The organism is Bradyrhizobium sp. NBAIM03 (genome assembly GCF_020194055.1).
GTDB lineage: Bacteria > Pseudomonadota > Alphaproteobacteria > Rhizobiales > Xanthobacteraceae > Bradyrhizobium > Bradyrhizobium yuanmingense.
Window position 1 is genome coordinate 486,420 of sequence record NZ_JADYVS010000001.1, and the last position, 23,627, is coordinate 510,046.

The window sequence follows — 23,627 nt, forward strand, 5'->3', positions numbered from 1 at the left end:
ATCGCTACGGTTCTACTCAAGTGATTCTCGCCAGTTGGCGAGGAGATCGACATGGTTCAGCAGTGTTCGGACGCGATGAGCAACTTGGCGCAACTGTTCTAGGTCGTTTCTCAATCTGCTCCGCGAGGTGATCAGTAAGACACCCGCCGAGCCTCACGCAGTAAGCGTTTCAGTATCGAGTTGAAGTAACAGGCCTGCGAGACGCAGGCACTGAACGCGTAGGGCTGCCCGCGAATATCGAAACCACAACAACGGTTCGCGGGATGGAATGTCGTCAAACAGCATCGTTGCCGAGCCGGCGCATCACAACAACCAACCGGCCGCAACAAGTGCGAAACAGGGGCGAAAGACTGATGTATATTATCGTTGATGATCGTGAGAGCGTCGCGAACAGCTATGTCGGAGGGCTCGTTCGCGAAGGCGTATCGTCGATCGGGTTCTCCTCCGGAGAATTCTGGGACTGGCTGCAATCTGCGAGCGAATCCGATCTGGCGGCGGTGGACGCCTTTCTCCTCGGGGATTGCGATGCCCGCGGAAGCCTGCCGCGTGCGATGCGCAAGCGCTCCTCGGCTCCCATCATCGCCATGAGCGGCCAGAAGATGCTCAAGAACACGCTGGAGCTGTTCGAATCGGGCGTGGACGACGTCGTACACGTGCCGATCCACCTGCGCGAGATCCTGGCACGAACGGCCGCGATCGCGCGCCGCCGGGTGGGCGAGCTGCCGAGGCCCTGCGAGAGTAGGATCCAGGTCTTCTTCAACGGCCGTGATCCCGAAATCGCGGGCCACGCCCTCACCCTGCCCCGCCGCGAACTGCGCATTCTCGAATATATGGTGGCCAACCACGGCAAGTGGATCACCAAGACGCAGATCTTCAATGCGGTCTACGGCATCTTCGAGTCCACCTTCGACGAGAGCGTGATCGAGAGCCACGTCAGCAAGCTGCGCAAGAAGCTCCGCGACCGCCTCGGCTTCGACGCGATCGTGGCAAGGCGTTACGTCGGCTACCGCCTCAACATCCCGGCGGGCGAAACTCTCGACGAGCCGGTGCAGGAGCTCGAGGACGTCGGCATCCTCTTGAACCGGGCGCAGGCCGCCCCCGCGGCATACCCGGCCGGAAACTGACACGGCAGGACAGCGCCACAAACCGGCAACGGCCTCTGCGAAGCAGCTTCGCGGAGGCCGTTACACTTTTGGCGGCGAGCTGAGCGCACGCCTCGTCCTTCGAGACGGCGCTGACGCGCCTCCTCAGGATGAGGCTAATCGGCCGCGGTGCGCGCTGAGACTGGCGCCGCGCATTCCGTCCTCATCCTGAGGAGCCGCGTAGCGGCCTCTCGAAGGATGGCCGCAGAAAAGAGCTACGGCTTCTGCTGAAATTCTTCCTTGGAGACGTAGTTGAAGTCCTCGACCAGGACGTCCTGGACGATGTCACCCTGCATCCGTTCGTTGACGCGCTGCTTGATGGCCGTCGTCAGGATGGCGAGGTCGTAACGGGCGAGCTTCCTGAAGTCGAGACGATCGTCGGCATAGATCCTGCGGAAGGCCTCGTCGACGACGAACGGCTCCGGCGGGACGTTCAGCTGGTGCATGGTCCGCGCCTCCATGGTGTAGACGAAGCGCGCGACGATGTAGCCCTGGACATTGCCGTTCTCGACCATCGGCACGCTCAGCGCCCGCGTCTTGTGATATTGCAGCCCTTCGAGATATTCGTCCTTCGCCGGCAGCAGGCTGCCCTTCTCCTTCCAATAGGCAACGGCATAGCTCGTGCCTGCCGTGAGGATGCATACCCAAAGCCCGGCCAGCACCAGCCTGATCATTTTCCGTCCTGCGCCGTGCGACCGGTATAGGTGCCGTCGGACTCGGCGTCCTTGACCGCCTTGACGATGATGCCCGCGACTTCGCGGACCGCGTCGTAGTGCATTTCCAGAATGGAGCGATTCCGCTCGAGCTTCTCGCGCAGCCGCTGAATCTCCTCGGTGATCTCGACCTCGCCGCCGAGGTGCATCCGCGCCCGCATCAGGCGGACGAACTCGAGCATGCTCCGGCTCTTCCGCGCGCTGAAGTCGTCGAAATCGATCTTCTGGCCGGTCGCGAGTGCCGTCGTCTCCTCCTCGACGATCGTCGCGAGCCGGCGGATTGCGGCCAACAGGCCCTGCATCTCGTCCGATCTCGCCGCGTCCGCGGCGTCGGCCCTCGTCTCGCCACCCCCGATCGGCAGCAGCATGGGCAGCAGCGCATCGCTGGCTGCGGCTTCCGTCGTCATCGCCTCGGTGTCCGCGACCGCATGGTCCATCGCCACGGCCGCCGCGCCTTCTTGTGCCTGCATTGGAAATTCACCTCTCAACTTCTGTCACCCGTTCGCGGATCATGATCCGGCCTTCGCTGCAGCATCCCGTCCGGCCGGATGAGCGGCGGCGAGCTGCCGGGCGATGCCGACACCGTTGCCCTTTGCCAGCTGGCTGCCGAGCTGCTCTGCGAGCATCGACTTCCAGACGCTGCCAGCCGTGCCCTTGCCGAAGACCTCCTCCGACTCCTTCGGCAACATCGTCTCGACGAAGGTCTGGAGGATGAAGGCTTCGAACTTCCGGTAAACCTCGCCGGATGCCGGCGCCTTGATCACCTGCACCGGCGCGCCATTCACGGCACCCGACTGCGCTTCCGCGACTTTCGCCGCGGCTTGATCGGCGGTCGCCGCTTTGGCCTTGCCGACTTCCGCCTCCATCGTGGCGGCGAAATCGGCGTCCGACGATTTCAGCGCGTCGAGCTTCGCGGTCGCGGCGCGCTGCGTCGCGGGGTCCGCGGCTTCGAGGACGTCGAGGACGAGGTCGGGCGTCGCTGTCACGATCATGTCTTGTTCCGGTTGGCTGGCTGTGGCGTCCAGGCGTGCACGGTAAGGCTCGTTCCCGTCATGTCCTCGAGCGAGCGCTTCTCGGCATCGCGGAGCTTGTCTGCGAGTGCGGCCTTGGCGACCTCCTCCAGCTGTTTCACGCGGCGGGTCTCCCGGCGAACCTGGTCGAGCTGCTGCGCGGCCTGCGCCTGCACCGCACGGGCGCCGACGCTCGCCCTGTTGAGACGTCGCGCGATCGATTCGTTCGACGATCCCGCCGGCGGCTTTCCATCGTTCAAGGCTCCGACCAGCCATTCCTGCTCGTCCTGCAGGCTGCGCTCCTGCTGCCGCAATTGCGCGAGCTGCCATTCGGAGAGCCGGAGCTGCAGCTTCACCAGCGAGACCATCCGGCCGAGCTTGTCCGCGCGCGATGTCATGACCCGGTCACTCCGCCAGCCACGACGACACGCCCAGCATGAACTGCGTCAGCAGCTCGTCGCTGGTGAGGTAGAGCAGCAGGAAGCCGCCGAACAGCACGAAGGGCACCGAGATGAAATAGACCGGAATGGCCGGCGTCAGCTTGTTGATCAGGCCGACCGCCAGGTTGACGATGACCGAATAGACGATGAAAGGGCTCGAGATCCGCAGCGTCAGCACGAACGCTTCCGAAAGGCGGCCGACGAGCAGCTCGAGCGCGACGCTGCCGCCCAGCCTGCTGCCGGGCTTCCAGACGTCGTAGGAGTTCATCAGCCCCCGCAGCACCTGCCAGTGCTGGTCGGTCATGAAGAACAGCGTGGTGACGGCCGCCATGATCAGCGGCACCAGGGCCGGCGCCGGATCGGTGTCGGCGATCGGTGTGCCCGGGATGTTGCTCAGCCCGATCGCGCTCGCCATCATGGTCGCCATGGTCTGGAGGGCGAGGAAGAACACGCGCCCGCCGAGTCCGATGACGCTGCCGACCACGAGCTCGGAGCAGATCAGGAGCGCGAGCGTCAGGGGAGCCGCGTTGTCCGTGAGCGGCTTCAGGACGGCAATCAGGATCGGCGTCAGTGCAAACGTCGTGACCAGTGCGACGAACAGGCGCACCTGGGGCGGAACGTTGACGCTGGAATAGCCGGGCACCAGCATCAGGCAGGCGCCGATGCGGCAAAACACGATGAACGTCACCAGCACGCTGTCGGCGAGCCCTGAGATCACGATATGGCTCCGAGCGCCCTGATCTCGGCGCTGCGCGCGACTTCGACATGCGACAGGATCGGCAAAGTCGGGAACACCCGCTCCAGGATCATCCGGACATAGGGGCGCGCTTCCGGCGTCACTGCCAGCACCACGCTGGTGCCGCTCTCGGTGAATTTCCGGATCGCGGCGCTGGCTTCGGTCGCGAACTGCTCGATCAGGCGCGGGTCTGCGTCGAACTCGACGACGTCCCCCTTGGCATCGCGCTTCAGGCTCTGGTGGAAAGCGAGGTCCCAGCGGTTACCGAGACGAACCACGTTGAGCACGCCATTGTCGGAGAGATCGCCGCAGATCTGCTGGGCGAGCCGGGTCCGAACGTGCTCCGCCACCTGCTCGGAGCGCCGCACATGGGGCGCGATCTCGGCGATCGCCTCGAGGATCAGGTGAAGATTGCGAATGGAGACGCGTTCGGCAAGCAGGATCTTCAGGATCGCCAGCAGGCCCGAATAGGAGATCTGCGACGGGCAGAGATCCTCGACCAGGCGCTTGTATTCGGGATCGAGCCGGTCGAGCAGGGCGCGCATGTCCTTGTAGGACAGCAGCTGGGCAAGGTTCGCCCTGATGACTTCGCTCAAATGCGTGAGCAGCACCGACAGATTGTCGACCGGCTTGCAGCCCTGCCGCTTGACTTCGTCGGTGAAGGCTTCCGTCACCCACAGCGCCTTCATGCCGAACGCCGGCTCGATCACCTCGTCGCCCGGCACGTCGGGCTTGCCGTCCTTGTCGACCAGCACCAGCACCTCGCCGAGCCTGAGCTCGCCATGGGCAACGCGCGTGTCGTGAATCCTTATCTGGTAGCTCTTAGGATCGATCGACAGATTGTCCGTGAGCTTGATCTCGGGAATGACGAAGCCGTACTGCTTGGCGAATTTCTTGCGGATCTTGGCCACGCGGTGGGCAAGCTCGGTGCGCGAGCCCAACAGATGGATTGAAAGGTGGCCGCCGAGCGCCAGCTCGATCTCGGCGGTCTTGAGCTGCTCCTTGACGGACTCCTTGGCCTCAGCCTGCGCGCGCTCGTCGGCCTTGCGGGCCTCCTCCTTCTGCTTCAGCGCAGCCTGCCGCTTCGGCAACGAATAGCCGACGAAGGCCATGACACCCCCAAGCAGCACAAACGGCGCCATCGGCAGTCCCGGCATCAAAGCGAGCACGAACATCATCAGCGCGGCGGCCGACACCGCGCGCGGATAGCCGCCGAGCTGCCGCAGCACCGCCTGCTCCGCCGAGCCCGTGGTGCCGCCCTTGGAGACCAGGAGGCCCGCCGACAGCGACACGATCAGCGCCGGCATCTGCGACACCAGACCATCGCCGACGGAGAGCTTGGTGTAGACGTCGGCCGCGCGGGACAGAGTCAATCCGTGATGGGTGACGCCGATGACGATGCCGCCGAAGATGTTGATCGCGGTGATGATGAGACCGGCAATGGCGTCGCCACGGACGAATTTCGAGGCGCCGTCCATGGCGCCGAAGAACGCGCTCTCCTCCTCGAGCTCGCGGCGCCGTCGCTGCGCTTCCTTGTCGTCGATCAAGCCGGCGGACAGGTCCGCATCGATCGCCATCTGCTTGCCCGGGATGGCGTCCAGGGTGAAACGGGCGCCGACTTCGGCGATACGCGTCGCGCCCTTGGTGATCACGACGAAATTCACCGTCACCAGGATCGCGAAGATGATGAGACCGATCACGAAGTCGCCGCCCATGACGAACTTCGAGAAGCCTGCAACGACATGGCCCGCCGCATGTTCACCCTCCCCGCCCCGTGACAGGATCAGGCGCGTCGTCGCGATGTTCAGCGCCAGGCGCAGGATCGTCGCGATCAGCAGAACGGTCGGGAAAGCAGAGAAGTCGAGGGGGCGCTGAATCCACAGCGCCACCATCAGGATCAGGGCCGAAAGCGCGATCGAGAACGCGAGGCCGAGGTCGATCAGGATCGGAGGAATCGGCAGGAACAGGATCGTGAGCATGGTCACGATGCCGGCGGCGAAAAAGGCATCCGTTCCGAGGCGGCGCTGATTGGGCGGGCTAGCAGCTAACGTATCGGCCATGGGGTCACCGGCAGAGGGGTCCGCCCGCAATCTGCCGCGCAAAGCTTACGCGGGGATGGTGCCGGGCCGTCCGGATCAGAAGCCGCGCTCGATCCTGGAATAGACCATCTCAGTGAAGGTCGACAGATGCGCGCCGATGAAGGAGCCGGAGACGGCAACGACCAGGAGAATGACGATGATCTTCGGAACAAAGGTCAGCGTCACCTCCTGGATCTGGGTCAGCGCCTGGATCAGCGCGATGACGGTGCCGACCAGCATGGCTGCGCCGACCGCAGGCCCGGAGGCGACGATGATGGTCCAGATCGCCGCCTGGACGATATCGAGGGCGTCCCGCTCGTTCATGACTGGCTGATCGTGAGGCCCGGTCCGACCGCGACCTTGGTGCCGTCCTGAAGCGTCGCGATGGAGCCGTCGCTGTTGATAGAGACCGAGACGACCTTGCCGCTGAAGGTCGCGCCGGTCGAGTCGGTGAAGCTGACCGTCTTCCCGATCAGCCCGTTGGCCTGCGACAAGGACTGCGAGGACAGCAGCGCGTCCAGCTTCGCATTCGTCTGCATCGCCTGCTCGACCGTCGAGAGCTGGGCGAACTGGCTCATATACTGCGCGGTGTCCATGGGATTGGTCGGATCCTGGTTCTTCATCTGGGCGATGAGGAGCTGGAGAAACGTGTTGTAGTCCACGCTGTTGCTCGACGTCGTCGAGTTGGTGTCGGTCGAACTGGATCTGCTGGTGCTGTCGGTCGCGCTGTTGACGTTCATCTTGTCTCTCCGCTGTCAGGCAGCTTCGACTGGGGAAACGGCGGCGGCGCCGGCCAGGATGGCCTGCTCCACCGGAAACAAGGCGCGAATCCGCTTGAGCGCCTCGAAATAGCGGGTCGCCCCGACCAGTTCGTGGATCGCGCCGAGCCCATCGAGCATCTCGCGGTTCTCGCAAACGGCACACAGGGCCGCGTGATGCTGGGCGTAGAGCGCCGCAGCGTCGCGAACGTCGGTCGGGTTCATCAGCATGAGCTGGACGATGAAATAGAGCTGCCGCAGGGCCGTGGTGGCGTCGGACGCCTGCATGACCTGCCCTTCGAGCAGGAACATCACGTCGTTGACGAGCTCGACGGAGACCTTGCGGTCGACGCGGAGCACCGCGCCGTTGATGTAGATCCGTTCGCCCGCGCGCAAGGAGATCTTCATTAAAGCGCGTCTCGGATCAGGCGGTTGATTTCGATGAGCTGCACCACGTCGCTGGACCGCTGCTCGCGGAGACGATCGGCTTCCTTGACCACCCACAGGCCGATCGAGATGATGTCGGCACGCAGCTTGTCCGGCAGGCCGTTGTCCGGGTGCGCGAGATCTTCGATGAAGATCGTCCACAGCCGCCGCACATAGAGCAGGCTCTCGACCTGATCCTCGGGGCTGAAACGTCCCTTCTGGATCCGCTCGAGCCGGTCGATGCCAAGGCTGAGTGCCTGCCGCTCACGGCTGCGCGCCTCATAGCCACTGTCGTCAACGACCGCTTCATAGGCTTCAAACGTCATCAGGACCACTCTTCGCAGAAAACCGAACAACTGGACAAAGGTTACGAGCCTGACAGCGCAGCCTTGGCTCAGAGATAATTGATGAGGCTGATCTTCTGGAGCTGCGAGGTGAGCGCCAGCGCGGTCTGGATCTGTGTCTGCAGCGTATTGACGCGGACCGAGGCTTCGGTCGGGTCGACCGCTTCCATTCCGACGATCTGATTGTTCAGAATGTCCTGCTGCGTCTTGAGCTTGGCGGTTGCGGTGGTGACCCGTTGCTGAACCGTGCCGACGCTGCCGCCGAGCGCAGCGAGATCGTTGATGGCGTTGCCGACCAGCCCGATGGCCTTGTCCACGACGACCTGGAACGTCTCCTGGCTCAGCTTCACGTTCCCGAGATCGGCCATCATGGTGTAGGCCTCGGCGAGCCTGCGGAAGCCGATCTCGTTGGCGCTCACTGACGTGTCCGCGATCTCGGTGGTGGAGATTCGGCTTTGCATGGTCTGGTCCGTCGCCGAGGACCAGTTGGTGTTCCAGGCCGGGCTCGCGAACCCGGCATCGAAGGTGGTGTCCAGGAAGGTCTGCATCTGGGCCGGCGTAATGGTGGCCACGGCGGGCGAGGATTGCGGGAAGCCGAAGGCCGCGAGAAAATCGGCATCGACCTGGTTCTTGCTGGCCGAGCCCGCGGCGTACGGCGTGATGGGCGCGTTCTGCGTGTTGATGCCCGAGAACAGCGACGAGCCGTTATAGGAGACATTCAACGCGCCGATCAGGTCCTGGAGATTGGAGGATGCAGGCGGCAGGATGACCCGCCCGCCGCCGTCGGTGCTGCGGGCCGCGATCAGATCCTTGAGGAAGTCGGTCGCGGTCTTGTTGAGCTGGGTGATCCTGTTCTGCGTCACGTCCAGGCGTCCCGAGACGAGACCGTTGGTGTCGACGAGCTGGTCGGCAAAGCTCCAGTCCGCCCGCAGCGTGAGGTCGCTTCCCGTCGTCGCACCGAGTTCCAGACCAACGTCGTAGAAGCGGCCGGTGGTCGCTTCGGTCGAGGCCTTGCTCAGCGCCGCCTGGTTGTTCGTGATCGAATACCTCAACGACGAGGACAGCATCAGGGTGGAAACGTAATTCGCGCTCATCATGGCTCAGTTCCCCACGGCGGCCAGCAGGCTCTGCAGCATTTCATCGACGGTCGAAATGATCTTCGACGAGGCCGAATAGGTTCGCTCGACCTGGAGCATCAAGGCCATTTCGTCGTCCATGTTGACGCCGTTGACGTTTGACAACGCCGTGATGCTGCGGTTGAGCAATGTGCTCTGGTACTCGGAATTGGCGTCGGCGGTCTTGCGCTGGTTTTCGATCCAGCTCGCCGATGATGATGCGAAGTCGATCAGGCTGCCGCTCGGCTTGCCTTGCGTCGTTGCATCGAACGGCTGCGCGGCATCCATGCCGCCGATGAGCTGCTGCAGTCGGGCCGAATAGCCGCCGTTGCCGGCGGTGTTGTATTGGTAGGCGGGGTTGCCGCTGATCGCGCCGTCGCGTAGCAAATTCGGGTTGCCGCCCAGGCTCGGATCGACCGAGGCCGCGACCGAGATCGTGCCGGCGAGGCCCACCGAGACGGTCGCGCTCGCCGGCATCGCCGGCGCGCCCGGATAGGTGAAGAGACCGGGAACGTCGGGCAGCGCCGCGGCGGTCTGATCGCTTTCCCTGAACGTATTGATCAGGCCGCGCGCGATTTCGTCGAGCTGGCCCTGATAGGTGACGGTGTCCTGGTCGCGCAGCTGGGCGAGGCCTGCGAGCTTGCCCGACTTCAGCGGCATCACCGAATTGGCGCCGGTCACCGGGACCCCGTCGATGTAGACGGCGTTGCCCGTGGTGCCGGCGGTGTAGGCATTCGTCGGCGCAAAGCTCACCGTCCGCGCCGTCTTGTCGAACAGCACCACGCCGCTGTCGGCGTAGAGCGCCGCGTCGCCGTTGGGGCGGATCGACATGTTGACGCCGACCTCCTGCGACAGTTGCGAGACGATGCTGTCGCGCTGATCGAGATAGTCGGTGATGTCGTCGCCGGAGATCGTGCCTTTCACGATCGCGGTGTTCACGGTCTCGAACCGGGACAGCAACTGGTTGATGTTCTGAACCGACGTCTTCATGTCGGCATCGGCGCTTTCGCGGACCGACTGCACGGTCCGGGTCGCCTGGTTGAGCGCGGTCGCCATGTCCTTGGCGGACGCGACGGCCGCCTGCGCCAGGGTGGCGTTGTCAGGGGCGTTGGCATATTTCTGCAACGCCTGCTTCAGCGCGTTGAGCTGCGCCGTCGGCGACTGGTCGAGCTCCGGATCGTCCACCGTCGCGGTGGCGATCTTCTGCAGGCCGTCATAGATCGCGGTCTGCTTGGCGGACGACGAGGTCGCGATCAGGACGTTGTTGTAGAGGCCCGAGCTGGCGGCGCGCTGGATCGCCGCGACATAGACGCCGGCGCCGGGCAGATTGTCCAGCACGGTGAGCTTGCGCGAATAGCCGGTGGCGCTGGCACCGGCGATGTTGCGCGAGATGACCGACGACTGAACGCTCGACGCCATGAGCGAGGAGCGAGCCGAGTTGAGAGCGGCGGTAAGCGACATGGCGTGCTCTTGCCCGAAACGAGCGCCGAGGAATTCAGCGCTTCAAGTTGACGACGACATCCAGCAGATCCGAGCCGGTCTGGAACGATTTCGAGTTCGCCGTGAAGCCGCGCTGGGCCTCGATCATGCCGGTGAGTTCGTCCGCAAGGTCGACGTTGGAGTCCTCCAGGGCACTGGACTGGATCGTGCCGAGCCCACCCGTGCCGGCATTTCCGACCTGCGCGTTGCCGGAATTCATGTTGGTCGAATAGACGTTGCCGGGCTCGGGCGTCAGATTGTCGGGGCTCGCGACGTCGGCGAGCATGATGGTGTAGAGCGTCAGCTGCTGCCCGTTCTTGAGGATCGCCGTCACATGGCCGGCATCGTCGATATCGACCTTGTCGATCGCCGAGGGAACGCTGCCATTGACAGTGGCCTTGAAGCTGAAGTCGGTGCCGACCTGGGTCAAGTTCGACAGGTCAAAGGTCATCGCCGCACCTCCGGGAACGGTGAAGGCGAGACCGGTCGGGCTCGCCGCGGCGAGCGCGCCCCTGCCGGCCGCCGTGGTGTCGAAGGTGAAAGTGGTGGCGGCGCCGAGCGAGGTGCCCGTCGCGGAGTCGTAGACCCCGATCTGCCAGGTATCCGAGCCGGCAGCCGTCGCCGTGTGGGACATATAGACGTCGAGCGTAACGGCCTGGCCGATATTGTTGTAGGCCACGATCGAGCTCTTCGATGAATATGACGCCGGGCCGGGCGGACCAGCAATGACAGCCGCTTTCGGATCCAAATTGCCGGTCGTGAGCGTTCCCGCCGTTGACGGCACCGGCACCTGCGAGACCTGGGCGATGTTGACGATCTGCATGCCGGACAGGCTGTTCTGCGAGAAATTGCTCACGTTGCCCGGCTGGCCGAGAAGATAGAAGCCGGCCGCGTTGACCAGATTGCCCTGGCTGTCGGGCACGAACGAGCCGGCCCGCGTCAGATATTGCTGCGTGTTGTTGGCGTTCGACACCACGAAGAAGCCATTGCCCTGGACGCGGAGGTCCGTGGTCGACGTGGTATACTGCGTATTGCCGCCGTCGCTGATGGCATAGCGGACCTTGGTTTCGACCGCGCCGGAATCGTAATTGCCGGAGCCGCTCTTCAGGATCAGCGAGGAGAATTCCGTGGAAGCCCGCTTGTAGCCCGTCGTGTTGACGTTGGCGATGTTGTCCGAGACCGTCGACAGCTTGTTGGACTGCGCGTTCATCCCGGAAACGCCGGTGCGCATAACACCATACAGGCTCATGAATTGGGCTCCTTTGGTAGGTTGCAGCTACAATGGGGGTTCTTGCTTGCGCGGGGCTGATGATTGGGCGCGATGCACAACTTGTCGTGGTCCGGTCAGCTCTGCTTCAGCTCGTCTTGGGCTGGCAGAACGAGCGCGCCTTGTCCGTCCACGCGCCGAAACCGCTCGAGACGAGATGCGCAACAATGTGACAGACATAGCGCTTCTGCGCCGGCTGATTGTTGGGGCCCGCGTTGTAGCGCGCGACCGCCATGGTCCAGCTGCCTTCGCGCTGCTTCAACTCCTTGAGGAAGCGCGCGGCGTACTCGACGTTCCCCGCGGGATCGAACATCGCCCGGACCGAAGCGAACTTTTCGGCGTGATAATAATGGTTGATCTGCATGCAGCCGAGATCGATCAGCTTGATGCCTTTGCTGCGCATGGCCTCGAAATTCGCGATTGCATCGTTGATGTCCTTCGCGAACACGGTCTGGCCGTCGGCCCCGAGCGCGTAAGGATGGAGCGCGCCGCGCCGGCCGGTCTCGGTGAGGCCGACTGCATAGAGAATGCCGAGCGGAATCCCATGCTGCCGGGCCGCGCGCGCCATCTCGCGCTCGCAGGGGCGCGCAGTCTCGGCGGCGGCTTCCGAAGCGCTCGCGTTACAGATAAACAGGGCCGCGACGGTGATGCGGCGCCACGTCCTGCTCATGACGCGTCTCCTGGTTGAACTGGCGCTCCTGGCGAGCCTGTTTCGCGCCGCCGTCGGATTGCCCCGACGACGTGCCGGCACCGCCGAACGCGCCTTGCGACTGCGGCGAGGATTGTTGCTGGCCCGAGAGCTGGGGCTGGGACTGGCCGGAGCCGCTCTGGAATCCGTCCAGCGAGCCGTGCTGGACCGGCGCGACGTCGGCGACGTAGCCGGCCGACTGCATGAGCTCGCGGATCTGGTCGCGCTGCTGGTCGAGCATCTGGCTCGTGTCCTTGCGCTCGGCCGCGAGCTGGACGGACACTTCGGTGCCGACGAGACGCAGGCGCACCGTGACGTTGCCGAGGGCGGGCGGTTCGAGATTGACCGTCAGGATCCTGAGCGGCTGATCCGGTGCGTTGGTCTGGGATGCGGCGAGATCGGGTGCCGCGGACGCAGCCGGTGCCAAGGACTCCTTCAGCTCGGCGACGACTGCATTGGCAACCTGCTGCGGGGCGTTGAACTGCGCCGGTGGCAGATGGGTTTCCTGCTGGACCACGGTGACCTTGGTTGTCTCGGGTAGCGCGGCGCGCGCCGAAGCCTTGGCAGCGCGCTCGACATCGGCCGTAACCGCCTCGAAGCCGGGTGATGCCGGCCTTGCGCTCGAGGCTTCCGCACCTTGCGTCAGCGCAGATTGCGACGCCGCCATCGCTTGCGAAGCCGCCGCCTGCGAGCGCGCGCCGGCCGGGGCAGGACTGGATGGACCGGCATCGCCGGTCGCCGCCTTCACCGCGCCCGGTGCCTCGTGCTTCGCCGAGGGCGACCGCTCGTCACGCGCGGGCGCGTCCTTGTCTGCGGAGGGCACTTGCATCTGCGGTTTCACGGCAGACACAGCAGCGATCTCCTGCCCGACCATCACAGCGATGCCGGATTGATCCTGGCGATCTGTCCCGGTGAGATGATCGACCGGACGTGGTTGCTCCGCCAGCTTGTCGGACTTGGTGTCGGAGGTCTCGTCCATGGACTTTGGATCAGCAATGGTCGCGACGCGTTCGCGCAGCGCCGCCTCCTTCGGCTGCTCCTGCTCGGCCGGATGGATCGAACGCGTGCGCAGCGTTCCGGTCTTCGCGGCCGCCTCGCTGCCGTCTTCGCTCAGCGCCTGCTTGGCGAGATTCGAGACGGTGTGGAGCAGATCATTGAAGGACGAGTTCGCCTGTGGTTTGGTCGCGGCACCCTTTGCCGCGCGCGACCCGCGCATGTTGAGACTCTCGGCGAGACCGTTGAAGAGCTGTCCGGAGATTCCACTGAGCTTGGTCATGGCCGGCGATCCTTGGTCAGGAGTTCGAGCTCCCCGAGCTGCTTCTGCGCGCGTGCGAGCGTCGCGGTCGATGACGCCAAATCGAGTCGCGCCGGCGTTGCCGGAGGCTTGTCCGCTGCCGCGGCGGATCCGCCCGCGAACGGCTTGCGAACGTCGAGCGCGAGCTGCACCGTGGCATTGAGAAGGGGGACGTCGCGTTCGGGCAGCTTCGACCGGTCGAGCGCCTTCAGTTCGGCGAGACCGCCGTCATATTCGTCGGTGAGCACGCGCGAGGCGCCGCGGAGGAAATGGGCGCGCTCGCGTTCCGCCGATGCATCCGCGCTCAGGGTCAATGCCCGCTCGCCCGCAAGTCGGGTCACGGTCAGCCGTCCGCGCACCATCGCGGCGCGCGCCATCATGAGATAGAGCTTGAGGCGGCTGGCGCGATCGATCTGCTCGAGCAAGGCTGAGATCCGCGCAAAGCGGCGCTCGTCGAGTGCCAGGCTCGATTGCGTCAGCCCCGCGGAGAAGCGCTGCCAGAAATCGCCCGCATAGATCGAGTTGCGGTAATGGCGGATATAGGCCAGCGTCAGGAACTCGAACTTCTCGAAATCCTCCGCCTGCCCCACCAGCAGGATCTCGCGCCGCAGGGCCGCCTCCTCGACCAGCGTGCCGGGCAACAGCAGGCGCGCATCGTCCAGGCGCTCGATCGCGAGCGAGGCCTCGGCGCGCGCGAACAGCGCGCCCTGAACCAGCGCGACCTGTCCGCCCAGTCCCGAAGGAATCGTCCGCGGCTTGATCTCCTTGAGCAGCTCCCGTGCTTCCTCTTGGCGACCCTCGACATAGGCGAGCGCACCGTTGAACAGCCGCTCGTCGACGTTCAACTTGTCGCGCGGTAGTTTGCGGACGATTTGCGGCGCACCGCCGCTGAGCAGGTAGATAACGACCGCCTGGCCGTTCCGCGGATTGCTCCACACCGCGGGATCGGCCGCGAGAAACTTCTCGCCGATTTGCCGGATCAGCGCGATATGACTGCCATGTGCGGCGGTGTCGCCATTGGCGATGCCGTCCTGCACCGCTTGCAGCGCGCGGACGAGCTCATAGGGTTCGCTTCCCTGGGGTGCAGGCTGGGCAAGCGCATTTGCCGCGATGAACGGCAGCAGCAAGACGGCGCGGCGCAGCAGCCTGATCAAGGTCGCTTCTCCCGGATCAGGATTTCGATCCGGCGGTTCTGGGCGGCCGCCGGATCGTTCGGGAGCTTCGGCCGCCGATCGGCGTAACCTTCGATATGCTCGATCCGCCGCGCATCGACGCCGGAACGGACCAACATGTAATAGGCCATCTGCGCACGCGCGGTCGACAGCCTCCAATTGTCGTAGGTTTCCGATCGATACGGCCGATTGTCGGTATGCCCGCGGACGATGATCATGCCCTGGCGCTTCATCAGCAGCGGCCCGATCTTGTCGATCACGCGGATCAGCTCGGGCCGCGGCTCCGCCGAGCCGACCGCGAACATGCCGAAGCTCGCATCGTCGGTGAGGCTGACCAGGAGCCCTTCCTCGACCTGACGCACCTCGGCCGCCGGCCCCGCCCCTGCTTTGATGTCCGACAGCGCCTCCGCGACCGCGGACTGAAGCTGCTTGAGGGTGGGCTGCTGCGTTTGCGCCGCGTCGCGCGCTTCGGTTTCCTTGGCCGTATCGTTGAGACGAGCCTGCGGGGCGGTGCTCACCTGAACGCCAGCTTGGGCGCTGCCCTCGCGCGGCGACTGCGTCGGTGCGGCGCCCGGCGGCACCAGCGGCGACAGACTTGAGGACGAGCTCTCCGGGCCCGGAGCCACGTTGCCGCCGGCATCATCCGTCCTGCTCCGGCGCGCCTGCACCTCGCCCGGATTTGCTCCGGCTGCGCCGTCTCGCGCGGAGGCATTCGGCTTCGGCTCGCTCTCGATGAAGCGATCGGCGTCCTTGGACGCCTGTGGCGCCAGCTTCCAATAGCCGGGATCGAATGGATCGCGATAGGCATCGCCCCCCTTCAGGCCGTCCTCTTCAGCGGAGGTCAGAGCGCCGGCGCGCCGCTGGCCCGTCGACTGGTTCGCGCTGTTGGCGATCTCGGCGAGCGTCGCATAGGGGTCACGGAACAGGACCTTCTCCTCGAAAGAGGCCGGCTTCTCAGCCGTCGGAGAATCGCCGCGCCTTTCCTCGTTCGTACCGGCCGGCTGACGCTTGCCGTCCTGGCCTTCGAACGACGACGGCTCCTTGTTGGAGAGATCCTTGAGGCCCTTTGGGGCAGGTGAGTTCTCAGCGAGCTTGATCGGATTGAAATAGCTCGCGACGACCTGCTTCTGGTCCTGGTTGAGCGCGTTGAGCAGCCACATGACCAGGAAGAACGCCATCATCGCGGTCATGAAGTCCGCATAGGCGATCTTCCAGACGCCGCCGTGATGCGCCTCCTCGGCGAAGGCGCTGCGGCGGCGGACGATCACGATCTCATGCTTGACCTCCTCCATGGCGGACTACCGGCGCGCTTCCTTGAGGCGTTCACTCCAGGCGGAGATCTGCGTCTCGATCACGGTCTGGTCGGCCACGACGCGCACCTCGAGCGTCTCGGCGGCCACGTATGCGATGCCCGTTCGCCTGGACGCCTCGAGCTGCGTCTTCACGAGGTCCAGCAGCTCGCTCGGGCCGGTGACCTTGAAGGCGGGCGCCGACGAGCTGCCGGTCAGCGCCGCGATCTGCTCGACCAGCGATCCGATCGCCTTGTCGCGCACCGCATCGGCGAGGAACGGCAGCAGGATCCGCGCCACGGAGCTTGCGATATTGGTCTCGATCTCGCGGCAGGCCGCCTCGAAGCCGCTGACGATCGCGACCGCCTGCTGGTCGGACCATTTGGCCCGCTCTTCGCCGAGCCGGATCGCGCTGCGGACGCGCTCCTCGGCCAATTTGGCGTCGCCTTCCGCGACGCCCGCGGCATGGCCGCGCCGATAGGCATCGTCCAGGAGATTGACCGGCGGCGCTTCCGTCGCGGGCGCCGGGGACTGAGCCTGAAGCTGCGTGTGGGCCTGCGGCTGCGATTGAGGCTGCGGATCGCGCCTCGCCTCCTTTGGCCTGGTCAGCACGTCCTGGATTTTCGGTGGCGGGGGCGGCGGCGACGACTTGACCCGGCCGTTCGCATCGAACTGCGTCAGGAGTTTTCCGATTGCCGCGTTCATGCCGCCTCCTCGCGTCGCATCCAGTCTTTAAGGATCGCCGCCGCCTGCATCTGATCGAGCCGGACGATCTGCTCGAGCCGCTTCTGCGGCGTTCGCTGCATCTTGCCTTCGAGGTCTTCGACGAGGTTGAGCTCGGCCTCCTCGCCGTCGGGCAGCGCAAGGGCCGCCGAGGCCTCGAGCTGGGCGGCCTCGGCCGCCTCGGCCTGCTCCTGCTGCGCGCGATGGGTCAGGATGCCGTTGACCGCCGGCCGCAGCCCGAACCAGACCAGCATCGAAGCCACGGCCAGGATCGTGATCGCGTTGATGACGCTGCCGAGCTGCTTGTTGATCATCTCGACGAAGCTGATCGGCGGCACCGGCGCCAGCTCACGCGAGCCCTCGATGAAATCGACGGCCGTCACCTGGATCTGATCGCCGCGCGCCTTGTCCAATCCGCCCGCGGTCGCCGCGAGCTGGCTGATCTCGGCGAGCTTGCTGTCGATGATGGCCTGGTTGCTCTTGTCGCCGAGATCGGCGACCAGCCGAGCGCGATTCACCAGGACGGCGATGAACAGCTTCTTGACCGAATAGCCGTCGCTGACCGTGGTCGTGGTCTTGGAGGAGACCTCGAAATTGGTGACGTCCTCGCGGCGGGTCTTGTCCTCGCTGGAGTTCTTGCCGCCGCCCGCATTCACCTGCTGGTCGGGGAGATTCTGCTGCACCGTGGTCGGCGACGAGCGGTCGGCGTTCTGCGAGGATTCCTTCTCGCGTACGGCCCGCACCGAGCGCTCGGCGCGGTTCTCGGGATCGTAGACCGTCTCGTTGATCTGCCGCTTGTCGGTGGACAGCTGCGGAGCGACGCTCACCTCGAAATTGTCGAGGCCCAGATACGGCGTCAGCGCCTTGCGGATGCTCTCCTGCACCATGCCGCTGACCGTCTTCTGCAGGCTCGCCATCTTGGTTGGCGCGGCGCTGGCCTCGTCCTCTTCGGCGAGCAGCATCGAGCCGTCGGCATCGAGCACCGTCACCTTGTCGCGGCTCATGCCGGGAATGGCGGCGGCGACGAGATGCCGGATCGACTGTGCCGTGCGCGCCTCGATCGCGCCGTCGGTGCGCAGCACGACCGATGCCGAAGGCGGCTGCTGCGTGGCGCGGAACGAGCCGCGCACCGGCAGCACGATATGCACGCGCGCCGCCTTTACGCCCTTCATCAGCTGGACGGTGCGGGCGATCTCGCCTTCGAGCGCGCGCAGCTTGGTGACCTCCTGCATGAACGAGGTCAGCCCGAGCGAGCCGATCTTGTCGAACAGCTCGTAACCGGAATTGGCGCTGGTCGGCAGCCCCTTCTCGGCGAGCAGCATCCGCGCCTGCATGGTCTGGCTTGGACGCACCGAGACCGCATCGCCGGCGGAATTGACGTCGAAGGTGATGTTCTGCTCGCGCAGTGCCGCGCCGATGCGCGTCACGTCTTCGCGGGTGAGGCCGGTGTAGAGCGTTTCGAACTCGGGGCGGCTGAGATAGTAGGCGCCGCCGACGACGGTGACGAGAACCGCAAAACCGATCAGTCCCAAGGCCATCAGGCGTCGCGGCCCAAGCTCCAGCAGATTGTTGAGCAGTTGCTGTACCTGCGCACGACTGAGCATATGACCTCGTACCAATGCGAATGGTGACGACACTCAGCTGCCAACCTTGTCTGAAGGTTGCGCGAGGCGCGAATGTGTGGGTTCGCTGGCGAGGCGTTGCAATTTTGCAAGACGAGGCGACGCAATCGGTTTGGCAGGCGCGAGCGAGCGCTCGGGCGCACGGCAGCCCGACCGGCCGCGGCATGTCGCAAGACGTATGACGAAGGTTAGATTGCCGGCATATCGCGTGTCGGCGCCCACCATCATGGCGGGGACCGTGCTCCCTGAGGGAGCACGGTCGTTTTCGAGAGCGCCGCTTAGCCGCGGAACAGCGACAGGATGCTCTGGCTGTTCTGGTTGGCGATTGACAGCGCCTGAACGCCGAGCTGCTGCTGCGTCTGCAGGGCCTGAAGGCGGGTCGATTCCGCGTTCATGTCGGCGTCGACGAGCTGGCCGACGCCGCGATCCACGGAGTCCATCAGGGTCTTGACGAATTCCGTGTTGGTCGAGATGCGGTTCTTGACCGCGCCGAGATCGGCAGCGGCCGAGGCCACCGAGTTGATGGCGGCGGTGACCTGCGCGATGTAGGCATCGAGCGTGGTCTGGTCGGCCGCCGAGTCAGTCAGCGCGGAGATGTTGATCGTGTCGACCGAAGCGCTGCCGGCCACGGTATCCAGAATGCCGGTCTGCGTCGTGGAGTACAGCGTGTAGTTGGCGGTCGTCACGGTGATCGAGCCGATGGTGGGCGTACCGCCGACGCGGGAGTAGGACGACACGAGGTTGAAGCTCGTCGGGGTGGTACCCGTCGTCGTGCTCAGCCAGTTGATGCCGTTGAAGGTCGCCGAATTGGCCTTCAGCTTCATGTCCTGCTGGATCTGGGTGATGTCCGCCTGGATCTTGGTGCGGTCGATACCCGCGGTCTTGGCTTCGACCAGCAGCGCCTGGAGCTTGGTCAGACCGGATTCCTTGTCGCCGATCACCGAGGTCAGAGCGGTATATTCGGTGTCCACGGTGGCAGCCGACAGGCCGAGCGAGTCGGAGACAGCGGACAGCGCGGCGTTGTCGGAGCGCATCGAGGTCGCAATCGACCAATAGGCGGCGTTGTCCGAGGCGGTGGACACGCGCTGACCGGTGGAAATCCGGTTCTGCGTGGTGGCGAGTTGCGTGCTGACAGACCGCAGGGTCTGCAACGCGGTCATGGCGGAGGAGTTGGTGAGAAGACTAGAACCCATTTTGATGTCCCTTTGAAGATTGACTTGAGTTGGGGACATACCGGGCTTGCACCGGTACGACAGGGCGGCGTCATGCCTTTGGGCGTGCCGCAAACGCGGGTTCAAGGCCCAATCTGTCGTAGCGGCGAGGTTAGCGAGCGAAGCTTGTGCGGGGCTTGTGGCCCTGTGTTCCGGCCGCAACAGTCGGCCGGACTTGGGCGCGCGTGGCCATGCCCAAGCGAAAGGGCCGCGCTTCGCGAGAAGCGCGGCCCTCCTCCGATGACTTCCGCCTTAGCGGAACAGCGACAGGATGCTCTGGCTGCTGTTGTTGGCGATCGAGAGCGCCTGCACGCCGAGCTGCTGCTGGACCTGAAGGGCGGCCAGGCGGGTGGATTCCGCGTTCATGTCGGCGTCGACGAGCTGACCGACACCGCGGTCAACCGAGTCCATCAGCGACTTCACGAAGTTCGTGTTGGTCGAGATACGGTTCTTGACGGCACCGAGATTGGCGGCGGCCGAGGCCACCGAGTTGATCGCAGTCGTGACCTGCGCGATGTAGCCATCGAGCGTGGTCTGGTCGGCCGCCGAGTCGGTCAGCGCGGCGATGTTGATCGTGTCGACCGACGCACTGCCGGCCACGGTATCCAGAATGCCGGTCTGCGTGGTCGAGTAGAGCGTGTAGTTGGCCGTCGTCACCGTGATCGAGCCGATGGTGGGCGTGCCGCCGACGCGCGAGTAGGATGACACGAGGCTGAAGCTCGTCGGGGTGGTACCCGTCGTGGTGCTCAGCCAGTTGATGCCGTTGAAGGTCGCCGAGTTGGCCTTCAGCTTCATGTCCTGCTGGATCTGGGTGATGTCCGCCTGGATCTTGGTGCGATCGATACCTGCGGTCTTGGACTGGACCAGCAGCGCCTGGAGCTTGGTCAGACCCGAGTCCTTGTCGCCGATCACCGAGGTCAGAGCGGTATATTCGGTGTCGACGGTCGCGGCCGACAGGCCGAGCGAGTCGGACACCGCCGAGAGCGCAGCGTTGTCGGAGCGCATCGACGTTGCGATCGACCAATAGGCGGCGTTGTCCGACGCGGTGGACACGCGCTGGCCGGTCGAGATCCGGTTCTGCGTGGTGGAGAGTTGCGAACCCACAGACCGCAGGGTCTGGAGTGCGGTCATGGCAGTCGAGTTCGTAAGCAGGCTTGACATTGCGAATGTCCCTTTATGTACGCGTTTACATTTTCACGAGGGGACATACCGGGCTTTCACCGGTACGGAAGGGCGGCATCATGCCTTTGGACCGATCTGTGTGGGTCCAACCCGCCGTACCGTGTTGCTAGCACGCCGAATCTTGCTTCCGCATTAAGACGAGCTTGAATTCCGCAGCAAAATCATATGGTTAAAATTACGCGCCGCTAACCATATCCAGCGCGTTTCGTTTAACCATAATCGGCCGGCGGGCGCTCGCGGCGCTCACGAGAACGAGCGGACCAGCCCGGAGGCCAGCAGATTCCAGCCGTCGATCAGCACGAAGAACAGCATCTTGAACGGCAGCGCGAGGATCGTCGGCGGCATCATCATCATGCCCATCGACATGGTCAGCGTCGCCACGATCATGTCAATCACCAGGAACGGCAGGATGATGAGGAATCCGATCTCGAACGAGCGCCTGAGCTCGGAGATCATGAAGGCCGGAATGATGACGCGCAGATCGACCCGCTTGTCGTCGAACTTCCTGCGGAAGCTTTCGGCGGCGAGCGCTTCGAAGGTCTGGAGATCCTTGTCGCGGACATGGGCCAGCATGAACTCGCGGAACGGATCGGTGATCTTCAGATAGGCTTCCTCTTCCGATATCTCGTTCTTCATCAGCGGCTGGACGCCGCTCTCCCAGGCCCGGTCGAAGGTCGGCGCCATGACATAGAAGGTCATGAACAGCGCGAGGCTGATCAGCACCAGGTTGGCGGGCGTGGTCTGGAGGCCGAGACCGGCGCGCAGGAACGACAACGCCACCGCAAATCGCGTGAAGCTCGTCACCATGATCAGCAGCCCCGGCGCCACCGACAGCACCGTGATCAGCGCCATCAGTTGGATGATCCGGCCGCTGGTCGAGCCGTTTCCGGGCGGCAGCAGGGAATTCAGGTCCGGAATTTGGGCCAGCGCCGCTTCGGGCAGCACGACCAGAACCAGCGCGAGCAGCAAGACTTTCACCCTCACTGGATCACCAGCGTTTCGATGATCAATTCGCGGACCTTGCCTGACGAGCGGATACTGGCGCGCTCGGTCAGGTCGTCGCGCAGATGCTGGAGCCCGCGCGATCCCTCGAACTGCGCCACCGTAGCCGACCGCAGATAGGTCACGATGTCCTCGCTGATATGGGCGGCCAGAATGCCGGCATCCTCGTCGCTCATGCTGTCGGTCACCATCGAGGCTTCTATGCGCGCCCAATTGTTGGCTGGCGCCGCGAGATTGGTCACGATCGGAGACAATTTCCTGAGCCGCGCGCTGCCGGCGTAGCTCGACGCGATCGGCGGCGATGTGGCGTTCTTCTTGGCGTCGGCAACGCGTTCGGCGGTCGCGATCAGATGCAGACCGGCAATCGCGCCCGCGCCGATCGCGATCAGGGTCAGCACGACGATGGCAGCGATCAGGCGCATGGCGTCTCCTGCCATCGCGGCGCTATCCGGCCGGCTCGGGCCTCAGAATGGTGCCACGGCGTCATAGATCCGGTGTCCCCATCCAGGCTGCTGCACGTCCGACAGATTTCCGCGCCCGCCGTAGGACACGCGCGCCTCGGCGATCTTGTCGTAGGAGATGGTGTTGGCTCGCGAGATATCGCGCGGACGCACGATGCCGCCGACCTTGAGCACGCGCATCTCCGTGTTGACGCGAAATTCCTGCGAGCCGCTGATCATCATATTGCCGTTCGGCAGCACGTCGGTGACGACGGCCGCGATCGAGAGCCTGATGTCCTCGGTGCGGTCGATCTGGCCGTTGCCCTTGATCTGGGTATTAGTGCTGAGATTGGCGTTGGCCGAACCCGTGTCGTTCCATCCGGCGATGTCCATCAGCCAGTCGAGCCCGAACTTGACCTGCGAATCGCGCGAACGGCCGGTCTTGTTGTCGAGCTTGGCCTTGTCCTGCATCGAGATGATCACCGTCACGACGTCGCCGGTGCGGCGGGCGCGCGGATCGCGGTAGAGATCGGTGCCGTCGTCCCAGGTCGAGCGGTAGCTGACGGGCGTGCGCATGCGCGGCGTCACCGGGATCGGATCGGCCTGCATCCGCAGGCCGCTGCCGACGGGCGACATCTGCGGACCGGTCAGGACTTCGGCCGGATCATGGAAGCAACCGGCCAGAAGTACGGACGCCGCGAGCAGCGAGAGGATGAGGATCGGCTTGGTCATCTATTTGCTCTTTCCGTCGTCCACGCGACGCATGCCGCCGAGCAGGTCTGCGAGGTGCGCCGCGCGTGCCGTGTCCATCTCGTTGAAGATCGCGCTCGAACTGCGCGGGCTGAGCTTGGCGAGCACGGCGGCAGCGGTCTCGTCGGCCATGCCGGCGATCTGCGTCGCCGCAGCTTCGGGCTTCATGCGCGAATAGATCTCGACGACGCTCGCTTCGGCCTTCTTCAGGAAGTCGTCGCGCAGCGCCATCCACTTCTCGTATTCGGCGCGCTTGGCCTCGACCTCGGCGATGCGCTCGCGCAGCAGGCTCTCGGCCTTCTCGAGCTCCTTGAGCTGCCAGGCCAGCCTGGCATCGACGGCGGGATCGGCGACGTTGCTGCAGAACAGCGCGATTTCGTTGTCCGGGGGCGGCGCAGCCTGCGGCGGTGCAGGCTTCGGCGGCGCCGTGACGCTGCCAGGCTTGGCCGGACGGGCAGGCGCCAGTGTCTCCGGCACCGCACCGGTGACCGCGGGGCCCGAATCTTCGGCCGCCCATGCCGTGGCCCGGACCGACGCATTGTCGACAGGTGTCGCGGTGGCCGACGGCTGCGGCTTCTGCGGTCCGCCAGCGCGGGCGCGGGCGAAGGAGAGCAGGTTGAGCGGTTTCGACGGCTTGGCCTCGTCCAAGGCGAGCGCGGGCGAGGCGCTCGCGAGCATTGCTGCCGCGGCCAGCAGGAGGAGTTTGCCTTTGTGATCCAGCTTCAGCATCGGGCCGCGTGCGATTC

26 protein-coding genes are annotated in these 23,627 nt (G+C 64.9%); 1 reads left to right on the top strand and 25 read right to left on the bottom strand.

Annotation, left to right across the window (positions count from 1 at the left end; translation table 11 throughout):
- Positions 1 to 353: 353 nt before the first annotated feature.
- A complete protein-coding gene (locus I6F21_RS02180) occupies positions 354 to 1,124 on the top strand; it encodes a response regulator transcription factor (protein WP_192893304.1) in 771 nt (256 codons plus the stop codon).
- 233 nt (positions 1,125 to 1,357) lie between these two features.
- On the opposite strand, the gene I6F21_RS02185 is transcribed toward I6F21_RS02180, so the two are convergent.
- The 25 genes from I6F21_RS02185 to I6F21_RS02305 all read right to left on the bottom strand — a co-directional run bounded on the left by I6F21_RS02185 (position 1,358) and on the right by I6F21_RS02305 (position 23,610).
- Positions 1,358 to 1,816, bottom strand: coding sequence for a hypothetical protein (locus I6F21_RS02185; protein ID WP_036007081.1), 459 nt, complete (start codon positions 1,814 to 1,816; stop codon positions 1,358 to 1,360).
- On the bottom strand, positions 1,813 to 2,325 hold the full coding sequence (locus I6F21_RS02190; protein WP_225182759.1) for a flagellar biosynthesis protein FlgN: 513 nt from the start codon (positions 2,323 to 2,325) through the stop codon (positions 1,813 to 1,815). Before I6F21_RS02190 ends, I6F21_RS02185 begins: the two co-directional genes overlap by 4 nt.
- A 39-nt stretch (positions 2,326 to 2,364) precedes the next feature.
- Positions 2,365 to 2,847 carry a rod-binding protein gene (locus I6F21_RS02195; protein ID WP_225182760.1) on the bottom strand — a complete coding sequence of 161 codons (483 nt, stop codon included), beginning with the start codon at positions 2,845 to 2,847 and terminating at the stop codon, positions 2,365 to 2,367.
- Complete coding sequence (locus tag I6F21_RS02200) at positions 2,844 to 3,263, bottom strand: hypothetical protein (RefSeq protein WP_036007058.1); 420 nt, start codon at positions 3,261 to 3,263, stop codon at positions 2,844 to 2,846. The genes I6F21_RS02195 and I6F21_RS02200 overlap by 4 nt, the downstream gene beginning before the upstream one ends.
- 7 nt (positions 3,264 to 3,270) lie before the next feature.
- Positions 3,271 to 4,023: a flagellar biosynthesis protein FliR gene (gene fliR / locus I6F21_RS02205; protein ID WP_036007054.1), complete on the bottom strand. Its 753-nt coding sequence runs from the start codon at positions 4,021 to 4,023 to the stop codon at positions 3,271 to 3,273.
- Positions 4,020 to 6,101 carry a flagellar biosynthesis protein FlhA gene (gene flhA, locus I6F21_RS02210; RefSeq protein ID WP_036027411.1) on the bottom strand — a complete coding sequence of 694 codons (2,082 nt, stop codon included), beginning with the start codon at positions 6,099 to 6,101 and terminating at the stop codon, positions 4,020 to 4,022. The genes fliR and flhA overlap by 4 nt, the downstream gene beginning before the upstream one ends.
- A 75-nt stretch (positions 6,102 to 6,176) precedes the next feature.
- Entirely contained in the window at positions 6,177 to 6,443 is a 267-nt protein-coding gene (gene fliQ, locus I6F21_RS02215; protein WP_025034323.1) for a flagellar biosynthesis protein FliQ, read from the bottom strand.
- The gene (gene flgD / locus I6F21_RS02220) at positions 6,440 to 6,859 is read right to left on the bottom strand and encodes a flagellar hook assembly protein FlgD (RefSeq protein ID WP_157281883.1); all 420 of its coding nucleotides are present in this window, start codon (positions 6,857 to 6,859) and stop codon (positions 6,440 to 6,442) included. The genes fliQ and flgD overlap by 4 nt, the downstream gene beginning before the upstream one ends.
- 15 nt (positions 6,860 to 6,874) lie before the next feature.
- Positions 6,875 to 7,285, bottom strand: a complete 411-nt coding sequence (gene flbT / locus I6F21_RS02225; RefSeq protein ID WP_225139194.1) for a flagellar biosynthesis repressor FlbT — start codon at positions 7,283 to 7,285, stop codon at positions 6,875 to 6,877.
- A complete protein-coding gene (gene flaF / locus I6F21_RS02230) occupies positions 7,285 to 7,629 on the bottom strand; it encodes a flagellar biosynthesis regulator FlaF (protein WP_036007043.1) in 345 nt (114 codons plus the stop codon). The genes flbT and flaF overlap by 1 nt, the downstream gene beginning before the upstream one ends.
- A 68-nt stretch (positions 7,630 to 7,697) precedes the next feature.
- Positions 7,698 to 8,744, bottom strand: a complete 1,047-nt coding sequence (locus I6F21_RS02235) for a flagellar hook-associated family protein (protein WP_057030132.1) — start codon at positions 8,742 to 8,744, stop codon at positions 7,698 to 7,700.
- Between the two features lie 3 nt (positions 8,745 to 8,747).
- Positions 8,748 to 10,223 (bottom strand): flagellar hook-associated protein FlgK, encoded by a 1,476-nt coding sequence (flgK, locus tag I6F21_RS02240; protein WP_057030131.1) that lies wholly within the window; start codon positions 10,221 to 10,223, stop codon positions 8,748 to 8,750.
- Positions 10,224 to 10,257: 34 nt separating this feature from the next.
- Positions 10,258 to 11,490, bottom strand: coding sequence for a flagellar hook protein FlgE (locus tag I6F21_RS02245; protein WP_109144812.1), 1,233 nt, complete (start codon positions 11,488 to 11,490; stop codon positions 10,258 to 10,260).
- 106 nt (positions 11,491 to 11,596) lie between these two features.
- Entirely contained in the window at positions 11,597 to 12,178 is a 582-nt protein-coding gene (locus I6F21_RS02250) for a transglycosylase SLT domain-containing protein (protein WP_036007033.1), read from the bottom strand.
- Positions 12,129 to 13,472, bottom strand: a complete 1,344-nt coding sequence (locus I6F21_RS02255) for a flagellar hook-length control protein FliK (RefSeq protein WP_225182761.1) — start codon at positions 13,470 to 13,472, stop codon at positions 12,129 to 12,131. Before I6F21_RS02255 ends, I6F21_RS02250 begins: the two co-directional genes overlap by 50 nt.
- Complete coding sequence (locus I6F21_RS02260) at positions 13,469 to 14,644, bottom strand: chemotaxis protein (protein WP_036027420.1); 1,176 nt, start codon at positions 14,642 to 14,644, stop codon at positions 13,469 to 13,471. Before I6F21_RS02260 ends, I6F21_RS02255 begins: the two co-directional genes overlap by 4 nt.
- Complete coding sequence (locus tag I6F21_RS02265) at positions 14,641 to 15,954, bottom strand: MotB family protein (RefSeq protein WP_225182762.1); 1,314 nt, start codon at positions 15,952 to 15,954, stop codon at positions 14,641 to 14,643. The genes I6F21_RS02260 and I6F21_RS02265 overlap by 4 nt, the downstream gene beginning before the upstream one ends.
- Before the next feature lie 6 nt (positions 15,955 to 15,960).
- Positions 15,961 to 16,656 carry a hypothetical protein gene (locus I6F21_RS02270; RefSeq protein WP_036027422.1) on the bottom strand — a complete coding sequence of 232 codons (696 nt, stop codon included), beginning with the start codon at positions 16,654 to 16,656 and terminating at the stop codon, positions 15,961 to 15,963.
- Positions 16,653 to 18,278, bottom strand: a complete 1,626-nt coding sequence (gene fliF, locus I6F21_RS02275; protein ID WP_225182763.1) for a flagellar basal-body MS-ring/collar protein FliF — start codon at positions 18,276 to 18,278, stop codon at positions 16,653 to 16,655. The genes I6F21_RS02270 and fliF overlap by 4 nt, the downstream gene beginning before the upstream one ends.
- A 296-nt stretch (positions 18,279 to 18,574) precedes the next feature.
- The gene (locus I6F21_RS02280; protein ID WP_057030126.1) at positions 18,575 to 19,489 is read right to left on the bottom strand and encodes a flagellin; all 915 of its coding nucleotides are present in this window, start codon (positions 19,487 to 19,489) and stop codon (positions 18,575 to 18,577) included.
- 270 nt (positions 19,490 to 19,759) lie between these two features.
- The gene (locus I6F21_RS02285; protein ID WP_225134442.1) at positions 19,760 to 20,668 is read right to left on the bottom strand and encodes a flagellin; all 909 of its coding nucleotides are present in this window, start codon (positions 20,666 to 20,668) and stop codon (positions 19,760 to 19,762) included.
- A gap of 264 nt (positions 20,669 to 20,932) precedes the next feature.
- Positions 20,933 to 21,673 (bottom strand): flagellar type III secretion system pore protein FliP, encoded by a 741-nt coding sequence (gene fliP / locus I6F21_RS02290; protein ID WP_036007014.1) that lies wholly within the window; start codon positions 21,671 to 21,673, stop codon positions 20,933 to 20,935.
- Entirely contained in the window at positions 21,670 to 22,113 is a 444-nt protein-coding gene (locus I6F21_RS02295; protein ID WP_057030123.1) for a flagellar basal body-associated FliL family protein, read from the bottom strand. Before I6F21_RS02295 ends, fliP begins: the two co-directional genes overlap by 4 nt.
- Positions 22,114 to 22,155: 42 nt before the next feature.
- Positions 22,156 to 22,863 carry a flagellar basal body L-ring protein FlgH gene (gene flgH / locus I6F21_RS02300; protein ID WP_057030122.1) on the bottom strand — a complete coding sequence of 236 codons (708 nt, stop codon included), beginning with the start codon at positions 22,861 to 22,863 and terminating at the stop codon, positions 22,156 to 22,158.
- The gene (locus I6F21_RS02305) at positions 22,864 to 23,610 is read right to left on the bottom strand and encodes a MotE family protein (RefSeq protein WP_225182764.1); all 747 of its coding nucleotides are present in this window, start codon (positions 23,608 to 23,610) and stop codon (positions 22,864 to 22,866) included.
- Positions 23,611 to 23,627: the final 17 nt, after the last annotated feature.

Bases quoted from the DNA above. Each gene is read 5' to 3' on its own strand.
- I6F21_RS02180 (WP_192893304.1), top strand. From the start codon at position 354: ATGTATATTATCGTTGATGATCGTGAGAGCGTCGCGAACAGCTATGTC.
- I6F21_RS02185 (WP_036007081.1), bottom strand. From the start codon at position 1,816: ATGATCAGGCTGGTGCTGGCCGGGCTTTGGGTATGCATCCTCACGGCA.
- I6F21_RS02190 (WP_225182759.1), bottom strand. From the start codon at position 2,325: ATGCAGGCACAAGAAGGCGCGGCGGCCGTGGCGATGGACCATGCGGTC.
- I6F21_RS02195 (WP_225182760.1), bottom strand. From the start codon at position 2,847: ATGATCGTGACAGCGACGCCCGACCTCGTCCTCGACGTCCTCGAAGCC.
- I6F21_RS02200 (WP_036007058.1), bottom strand. From the start codon at position 3,263: ATGACATCGCGCGCGGACAAGCTCGGCCGGATGGTCTCGCTGGTGAAG.
- flhA (WP_036027411.1), bottom strand. From the start codon at position 6,101: ATGGCCGATACGTTAGCTGCTAGCCCGCCCAATCAGCGCCGCCTCGGA.
- fliQ (WP_025034323.1), bottom strand. From the start codon at position 6,443: ATGAACGAGCGGGACGCCCTCGATATCGTCCAGGCGGCGATCTGGACC.
- flgD (WP_157281883.1), bottom strand. From the start codon at position 6,859: ATGAACGTCAACAGCGCGACCGACAGCACCAGCAGATCCAGTTCGACC.
- flbT (WP_225139194.1), bottom strand. From the start codon at position 7,285: ATGAAGATCTCCTTGCGCGCGGGCGAACGGATCTACATCAACGGCGCG.
- flaF (WP_036007043.1), bottom strand. From the start codon at position 7,629: ATGACGTTTGAAGCCTATGAAGCGGTCGTTGACGACAGTGGCTATGAG.
- I6F21_RS02235 (WP_057030132.1), bottom strand. From the start codon at position 8,744: ATGATGAGCGCGAATTACGTTTCCACCCTGATGCTGTCCTCGTCGTTG.
- flgK (WP_057030131.1), bottom strand. From the start codon at position 10,223: ATGTCGCTTACCGCCGCTCTCAACTCGGCTCGCTCCTCGCTCATGGCG.
- I6F21_RS02245 (WP_109144812.1), bottom strand. From the start codon at position 11,490: ATGAGCCTGTATGGTGTTATGCGCACCGGCGTTTCCGGGATGAACGCG.
- I6F21_RS02250 (WP_036007033.1), bottom strand. From the start codon at position 12,178: ATGAGCAGGACGTGGCGCCGCATCACCGTCGCGGCCCTGTTTATCTGT.
- I6F21_RS02255 (WP_225182761.1), bottom strand. From the start codon at position 13,472: ATGACCAAGCTCAGTGGAATCTCCGGACAGCTCTTCAACGGTCTCGCC.
- I6F21_RS02265 (WP_225182762.1), bottom strand. From the start codon at position 15,954: ATGGAGGAGGTCAAGCATGAGATCGTGATCGTCCGCCGCCGCAGCGCC.
- I6F21_RS02270 (WP_036027422.1), bottom strand. From the start codon at position 16,656: ATGAACGCGGCAATCGGAAAACTCCTGACGCAGTTCGATGCGAACGGC.
- fliF (WP_225182763.1), bottom strand. From the start codon at position 18,278: ATGCTCAGTCGTGCGCAGGTACAGCAACTGCTCAACAATCTGCTGGAG.
- I6F21_RS02280 (WP_057030126.1), bottom strand. From the start codon at position 19,489: ATGGGTTCTAGTCTTCTCACCAACTCCTCCGCCATGACCGCGTTGCAG.
- I6F21_RS02285 (WP_225134442.1), bottom strand. From the start codon at position 20,668: ATGTCAAGCCTGCTTACGAACTCGACTGCCATGACCGCACTCCAGACC.
- I6F21_RS02295 (WP_057030123.1), bottom strand. From the start codon at position 22,113: ATGCGCCTGATCGCTGCCATCGTCGTGCTGACCCTGATCGCGATCGGC.
- flgH (WP_057030122.1), bottom strand. From the start codon at position 22,863: ATGACCAAGCCGATCCTCATCCTCTCGCTGCTCGCGGCGTCCGTACTT.
- I6F21_RS02305 (WP_225182764.1), bottom strand. From the start codon at position 23,610: ATGCTGAAGCTGGATCACAAAGGCAAACTCCTCCTGCTGGCCGCGGCA.